5 protein-coding genes and 4 pseudogenes are annotated in these 6,773 nt (G+C 67.5%); 6 read left to right on the top strand and 3 right to left on the bottom strand.

Translation table 11 applies throughout. The features are described 5' to 3' along the window. Positions 1-15 precede the first annotated feature (15 nt). A pseudogene (locus tag KBI5_RS19325) lies at positions 16-225 on the top strand (transposase); the annotation flags it as partial. Between the two features lie 369 nt (positions 226-594). Here KBI5_RS19325 and KBI5_RS19320 read toward each other — a convergent pair. Continuing rightward, positions 595-966 carry a PIN domain-containing protein gene (locus KBI5_RS19320; RefSeq protein ID WP_023842079.1) on the bottom strand — a complete coding sequence of 124 codons (372 nt, stop codon included), beginning with the start codon at positions 964-966 and terminating at the stop codon, positions 595-597. Beyond that, positions 963-1,184 carry a hypothetical protein gene (locus tag KBI5_RS19315; RefSeq protein ID WP_035734479.1) on the bottom strand — a complete coding sequence of 74 codons (222 nt, stop codon included), beginning with the start codon at positions 1,182-1,184 and terminating at the stop codon, positions 963-965. Before KBI5_RS19315 ends, KBI5_RS19320 begins: the two co-directional genes overlap by 4 nt. A gap of 593 nt (positions 1,185-1,777) precedes the next feature. On the opposite strand from KBI5_RS19315, the gene KBI5_RS19305 reads away from it, so the two are divergent. The 4 genes and pseudogenes from KBI5_RS19305 to KBI5_RS19290 all read left to right on the top strand — a co-directional run bounded on the left by KBI5_RS19305 (position 1,778) and on the right by KBI5_RS19290 (position 5,250). Beyond that, on the top strand, positions 1,778-3,235 hold the full coding sequence (locus KBI5_RS19305; RefSeq protein WP_240724227.1) for an NF041680 family putative transposase: 1,458 nt from the start codon (positions 1,778-1,780) through the stop codon (positions 3,233-3,235). A 14-nt stretch (positions 3,236-3,249) separates the two neighbouring features. Then, a pseudogene (locus tag KBI5_RS19300) lies at positions 3,250-3,561 on the top strand (IS5/IS1182 family transposase); the annotation flags it as partial. Positions 3,562-3,803: 242 nt separating this feature from the next. Further along, positions 3,804-4,385: pseudogene (locus KBI5_RS19295) on the top strand (helix-turn-helix domain-containing protein); the annotation flags it as partial. Positions 4,386-4,695: 310 nt separating this feature from the next. Then, the gene (locus KBI5_RS19290) at positions 4,696-5,250 is read left to right on the top strand and encodes a Uma2 family endonuclease (RefSeq protein WP_085016029.1); all 555 of its coding nucleotides are present in this window, start codon (positions 4,696-4,698) and stop codon (positions 5,248-5,250) included. 98 nt (positions 5,251-5,348) lie between these two features. Here KBI5_RS19290 and KBI5_RS19285 read toward each other — a convergent pair whose 3' ends face one another. Next, a complete protein-coding gene (locus KBI5_RS19285) occupies positions 5,349-5,669 on the bottom strand; it encodes a hypothetical protein (protein ID WP_011436548.1) in 321 nt (106 codons plus the stop codon). A gap of 217 nt (positions 5,670-5,886) precedes the next feature. Between KBI5_RS19285 and KBI5_RS19280 the strand changes: the two are divergent. Continuing rightward, positions 5,887-6,666 (top strand): annotated as a pseudogene (locus KBI5_RS19280) (IS4 family transposase); the annotation flags it as partial. Positions 6,667-6,773 lie beyond the last annotated feature (107 nt).

The following is a 6,773-nucleotide window of genomic DNA, read 5'->3' as shown; positions in this document are numbered from 1 at the left end:
GTCCTGGGCCTGCCGTTGCACCGGATCGCTCGGGCGCTGGCCGCCGACGGGCTCGGTGTTGCCGAGGGCACTCTGTGTGGGGCGTTGAAGGACGTGCATGGACTRCTCGGCGGGCTCGAYGAKCAGATCGYGGCGCGTAACGCCGCCGCCGGYCATGTCCACGCGGAYGAGACGACGTGGCGGGTGTTCGAGCGGGTCGAGGGCAAGGAYGGGACCCGCTGGTGGCTGTGGGTCTCCAAGCCATCGACGACAATCACAGCAAGGCGGTGCCGATCGTCCGCGTCCGTCATGCACAGAAGTGTGATCCGGCACCGAAGCTCGCGTGTCAACCGGGTGGTTGTCGTGAGCAGCCGCGTCCGACACCTCACCGGCCGGGGGACCTCACCTGATCATCAAGGCCGGCGATCTAGATCAACTACAGTGACCAGTTACGAGGATGTGGCGGACGCGGTCCTGGGYGTCGCTTGCCCGACCACGGGCTCGGGCTTCGCAGTGGACCATCGCAGCCTGCGGCCTGGTGGCGGGAATGCTGAAGATCCACCGCATATCGGCGAACTGCTACCGGAATCAGGGCTGGCCGGCGTGTCAACAAGGTCATGGCAGCAGTGCGACCGGCTTCGTGAGGCGGACGACGGAGAAGTGCCGGCGTTCGGCGATCGCGAGCACGGAGGCGTCAACGGCGCCGAGCGGGAAGTCGCTGTACTTCTCGACCAGCTCGACCATCCGGTCGAGGTCCTGGCGAGCAAGCGGGATCAGGCTGATCTGTCCGGTGCTGATGGAGCGCAGGAACGCGGCTTCGGCACGGGTGCCCTTCTCTCGTTCGAGCATGAAGCAGACTTCGGTCAGGACGGGATAGGGAACGAGTAGCGGCCGGGGCGTGCGCCGCATGAGCGCGACGCTGCGGGCGTGGTGCTCGTCGTCGATGTCGGCGGCGGCGATCAGCGGCCCGGTGTCCCAGACGATCACTCGGGATTGCGCCCGAGCTCCGCGCGCAGGATCTCAGCCGAACGGTCGGCGAGGTCGCCCTTGCCGCTGGCCAACGCGCCGACGAAATCCGGCAATGGCCACTCGTCTCCGCCGCCCTCGGCGGGTGCGCTCTCGCGCACGAGAGCCAGGATCGGCGCCACCTGCGATTCGGGCAGGCGGTCGATCAGACTGTGCAGCTCGTCCCGCAAGGTGCTCACCCATTGAGGATACGACCGACGCGTGGCCACCCACCGAGATCCGCCGGGACGCGAGCTGAACGGCGGATCTCAGTCCGCGCGGCAGCCACAGTCGCAGTGTGGGCCGCGCCGACGACGTAGACCAGGTTCTGGCCGGTGAGATCTTGGCGGAACTCGGCCGAGTCTCCGTAGCCGGCGTCGGCGAGGACYGGGCAGGCACACCATCCGGTGAGTTCGGCTGGGGCTTGCCGCCGGGGACGCGGCGTCAGGCCAGGACGAGGGCGACTCGCCCTTGACGGGACGACGGGACCAGCTCGGCGCCGCCAAGGGGGCCACAGCGTCCGAACCCGCCAGACCTGCGGAACGTGTGTTCGATTCTCGCAATGATGTTGCGAGTCGGGTGCTCACTCGGCATCGCCCCTGCTCGGGAGCCTCGTAGAGACCGGGCGAACGGCGATTTCAGGACCCTGAACCAAGATCGGGCGGTTCTCAGCTTGTCGTTTAACCTTCGGGTGTCACTCTGTGTGATAGTCGCTGGTGGTTTGGGGTGGGCCGGCGTGTCGCCGTGACGTGAAGCGGCCTCCTGTTGATCATGGTTTCTCACCAAAGACACCGTGATCAGACAGAAGGCCGTGGAGGACAGCTTGGCCCACGATGTCCCCATCGTCGAGCACCTTGGGGTGCTGTGTCGGTTCCGCCAGGAGTTCTATGGCTGTCTGACCCGGCGGGCGGATGCCCTGTTCGAGCTCACCGACGCCGTGCTGTGCGCGGACGGCCCGGTCCGTGACCTGGTCGGCCTGTCGCCGGCAGCGGAGCACCGCCGAGGGCACGGCGCGTTGTACGGCGCGATCAACCACGGCCGGGTCGAGATCAGCCGGCTGCGCCGCGCGCTGGCCGGGCTGCCGCTGCCGCGCGCTGCCGACGGCCGGATCGTGCTGGGTGTGGACGTCAGCCCGTGGCTGCGCCCGGACGCGGCCACCAGCCCGGGCCGGCTGTTCTGCCACACCTACGGCCGGGGCAAGGGCAACGCCCAGATGATCCCGGGCTGGCCCTACTCGTTCGTCGCCGCCCTCGAACCGGGCCGCACCTCGTGGACGGCGCCGCTGGACGCGGTCCGTCTCGGCCCCGACGACGACCTCACCACGGTGACCGCCGCCCAGGTCCGGGACGTGGTCGGCCGGCTCGCAGCCGTCGGCCACCACACCGCCGGTGATCCGAACATCCTCGTCGTGTTCGACGCCGGCTACGACGTCACCCGCCTGGCCTTCCTGCTGGCCGGCCTGCCCGTCGACCTCGTCGGCCGGCTGCGTTCCGACCGGGTCTTCCGCCTGCCCGTCCTCCCGCGGCCGCCGAAGGCGTCCGGCCGGCCACCACGGCACGGCCCCGAGCTGCCCCTGGCCGACCCGGCCAGCCTGCCCACCCCTACGGTCACCACGACCACCGAGACCCGCCGGTACGGCACCGCGGTCGCCACCTGCTGGGACCGGGCCCACCCCCGGCTGACCCGCCGTGGCGGATGGGAACACCACACCGGCCAGCTCCCGATCATCGAGGGCACCCTGATCCGTCTCGTCGTCGACCGCCTCCCGGGCGAACGGCGCCCGAAACCGGTCTGGTTGTGGCACTCCACCGCCGACGCCGGCAGCGCCGACGTCGACCGCGCCTGGCAGGCGTTCCTGCGCAGGTTCGACCTGGAACACACCTTCCGCATGGTCAAGCAGACCCTCGGCTGGACCGCCCCGAAGATCCGGGACCCCGCCGCGGCGGACCGCTGGACTTGGCTTGTCCTCACCGCCTACACCCAGCTCCGGCTCGCCCGCGCGCTCACCACCGACCTGCGCCGCCCCTGGGAACGACCCGCCGAACCCACAAGGCTGACTCCGGCCCGTGCCCGCCGGGGATTCCGCAACCTCCGCCCGAAGACACCGCTACCGGCCCGCGCACCGAAACCCGCCCGACCCGGCCCCGGACGCCCACCCGGCCGCACCAACCGACGACCAGCGATCATCCAACCAGTCGGGAAGACCACGGACAGGTCAACAGCCGCAGGATCTGAAGGACCGACAGGTTAAGGAATCGTAGCCGCCGTCATCTGTTCGCCGACGGCGGTTTCGCTGGCGAGCCTGTTGCATGGGCGCGGACCATCATGAGGACCACCGTCGAGATCGTTCGGAAGAAACCCGGTCAGAAAACCTTCGAGGCCCTGCCGAAACGATGGGTGGTCGAACGTACCCTTGCCTGGCTCACCGCCCACCGGCGGCTTGCCCACGACTACGAACGCCACCCCGCCACCTCCGCATTGTTCATCCACTGGGCGATGATCCGCACCATGGTCCGCCGTCTCGTTCGCGGGAATCCCGTCCCACGCTGGCAACCCCGCGACACTACAGAGCGTTAACATCACTCAAGATCCAGGACAGGCTCTTACAGCCACGGTGGCACCGAAGGCGTCAACACCAAGACCAAGAAGATCATGCGCCAGATGCACCGCCGAGCTGACTTCCCGCTTCTCCGCCACCGGATCCTGCCCGGCTGGTGYGCTGACCACGAACGTTTCCGGCCGTGGAGTAGGTAGAGGCGGGTGATCACGGGCACACCATCCCCGATGAGGACGGCGACCAGCCCTGGAGGTGAACCGCGATGGCGCGGCCGGTACGGGCACGGCGGCTGACCGATGAGGAAGGCCAACGACTCCAAGCGATCGCGCGCCGCGGGAAACACGGCGCGATCCGAGTCCGCCGCGCACTGATCATCATGGCGTCGGCGAGTGGGACCCCGGTCCCCGCGATCGCTCGTCTCGTCGCGGCGGACGAGGACACGGTCCGGGGGGTGATCCACCGGTTCAACGAGATCGGCCTGGACGCGTTGGACCCTCGTTGGGCGGGAGGCCGTCCCCGCCTGATCAGCTCTGACGACGAGGTGTTCGCCGTGGCGACGGCCCGCACCCGCCCGGAGAGACTCGGGCAGCCGTTCACGCACTGGAGCCTGCGCAAGCTCGCCGCCTACCTGGCCGACAACCCCGACCGCACCGTCACCATCGGTCGGGAACGGCTGCGGCAGCTCCTGCACCACCATCGGATCTCGTTCCCACGCACGAGGACGTGGAAGGAGTCCACCGACCCGGACAAGAACCGCAAGCTCGACCGGATCGAGTACCTCACCGGCACCTGTCCGAACCGGTGCTTCGCGTTCGACCAGTTCGGACCGCTACTGAAACGTCCCGGCTTCGTCAGGGCTGCTCCCACCCAGACCGGCACTACCCGGACCAGGCAGCCCTCAGCTCCACCCACCCTGCAGCGACAGGGCAGACGGTGAAGGTCTCTCACCTCCACTCGAACCACAGCGCCTCACGGCGCAAACCGGATGTGCGACAGAGCCGTTTTCTTGACACACCCGGGTCAGTCCCAGCCACCCTCGCGGGTGCGGGTGGGCTGCCRCAGGATGCCGAGACACAGAGGGTACGGCGCTACGCTGGTTCGGCGGGGATCAGGTCTGTTGGATCATCTGAAGGAGGTGTGCCATCACTGCGGGGATGATCGCTCCTGCCTGGATGCACCAGCAGATCAYGGCGGAGGAATACGACTCCTGGTCCGAGGAGCGGTGCGCGGGCATCGAGATCGTGGACGGGACGGTCGTTGTGAGCCCCAGCGCGTCCAAGCGTCACAACCGGCTGGTCAAGATCCTCGCGGTCGCGTTGGAGGCTGCTGCCGGGCCGGGCTGGAACGCGGACTTCGACGTCGATGTTCGGCTTCAGGACGTGCCGTTGACGAATCGGCGTCCGGACGTGGCCGTGTACCGCGCCGACACGATCGACATCATGTCGGCCCGTCCCGAGCATCTTCTGCTCGTCGTCGAGGTGGTCTCACCGGGCTCTGAGACGACCGACCGGATTGTCAAGGCCGAGCAGTATGCGAAGGCTGGAATCTCGTATTACTGGCGGGTCGAGCAGCCCCCCGCCGGCGTCCCGGTCGTCTATACCTACGTCCTCGACCCGGCGACCGGAACGTACCGTGGCGCTGAGGTCTTCACGGGCGCCGTCGATGCTGCCGCACCTTTCCCGGTCAAGATCGATCTCGGTCGGTTGTAGCGGCGTCTGCTGGGCGTTGCCGGGCAAGCCGGCCGGCAGGATTCCGGGGGCGCATGAGTGTTCGGTGCGGCGGTGACGCAGGGCCGGCACGCGGGCTGTTACCGGTCGCCCGCTTGCCGGGCAACCGGTATGCGCCTGCGCTGGTTAAGGGCGTGTGCGTAGTGGCCGAATCCCCCCTCGGACACAGACACTACGCACGCCGATGATCTTGGTGTGGCTTCGGCTGTGATCGTCTCTGTTTCGTGATCGTAGATAAGCTTCAGGCCAAGTTCACGGTAGACCTCGGCCTTGCCGGTGGAGTCGGCTTCACGCAGGATCACCAGCAGGGCTCGTGCGCGGGCGATCTGCCAGTTACGGGAGGCCTCTGGATCCTGCTGGTCTTCGGTGGAGACCCTGCCGTAAAACGCGAGTCTGATCATGGGGGCGGTCCTTTGTGGTGAGGCGACGCGGATGAGTCTGAGGTGGCAATGCCGCTCGATTAAGTTAGAGGGACGCCTGTCCATCCCGACATGCCAACGTCCGATCCCGCGTCGATCAATTTTCGAACACGGCGTTCGGTCCAGTTCCTCAACGTCGATCAGTGGGCGGCGGAGAGTTCACATCGGGAGTCGGGCGGTCGGCAGATAGCATCCGGGTGTGGTGCGCCTTCGTCAGGTAGTGGAATTGCCAGCCGTGGACAGCGAGCGGCTGACCGACCGTATTTCGATCGGTGTGCTCGCCAGAATCGTTCCCCGGGATCTCGTCGATGAAGCGCTGGTGGAGACGAAACGGCAGGAACGGCGTACCAGGCTGCTGCCAGCCCGGGTCATGGTGTACTTCACGATGGCGATGTGCCTCTTCTTCGACGATGACTACGAAGAAGTCATGCGTAAACTCGCCGGTGCGTTGAGGTGGCTGGGGAACTGGAAGGGTGACTGGCAGGTCCCAACTAGCGGGGCGATCTCGCAGGCACGGATCAGACTCGGCGCCGCGCCTCTGAAACTGTTGTTTGAACGTGTCGCGGTGCCGGTCGCGGGGCGGGGTACCAAGGGCGCATGGCTGCGTTCCCGGCGGCTGACGGCGATCGACGGGTTCTTCCTCGACGCCGCGGACACCCCCGAGAACGTGGCCAGGTTCGGACGGCACACCAACGGACACAAGGCCAGCGCCCTGCCACAGGTCCATGTTGTCGCGCTCGCCGAATGCGGCACGCACGCGATCGTCGCCGCCGCGGTCGGCCCCCGGGCGAGCGACGAACGCACCCTCGCCGCCACTCTCTTCGACGCCTGCGAACCCGGGATGCTCCTCACCGCCGACCGCAACTTCTACGGCCGCGACCTGTGGCACCAGGCACTTGACACCGGCGCGGACCTGCTCTGGCGAGTCAGGTCCAACCTCGCGCTACCGGTCATCCAACCGCTCCCTGACGGCTCCTACTAAGGGGAATGAAAGTATCTGGACTCACTACCAGCCGATGTAGGCGAGGTGGGGGTCACCGAAGAAGCCGATGACAAGCGCAGAGTTCTCCTGGAGCCTGCGAAGTG

This window comes from Frankia sp. KB5 (genome assembly GCF_002099325.1).
Lineage (GTDB): Bacteria > Actinomycetota > Actinomycetes > Frankiales > Frankiaceae > Frankia > Frankia casuarinae.
This window is presented reverse-complemented; position numbering and strand designations above follow the sequence as displayed.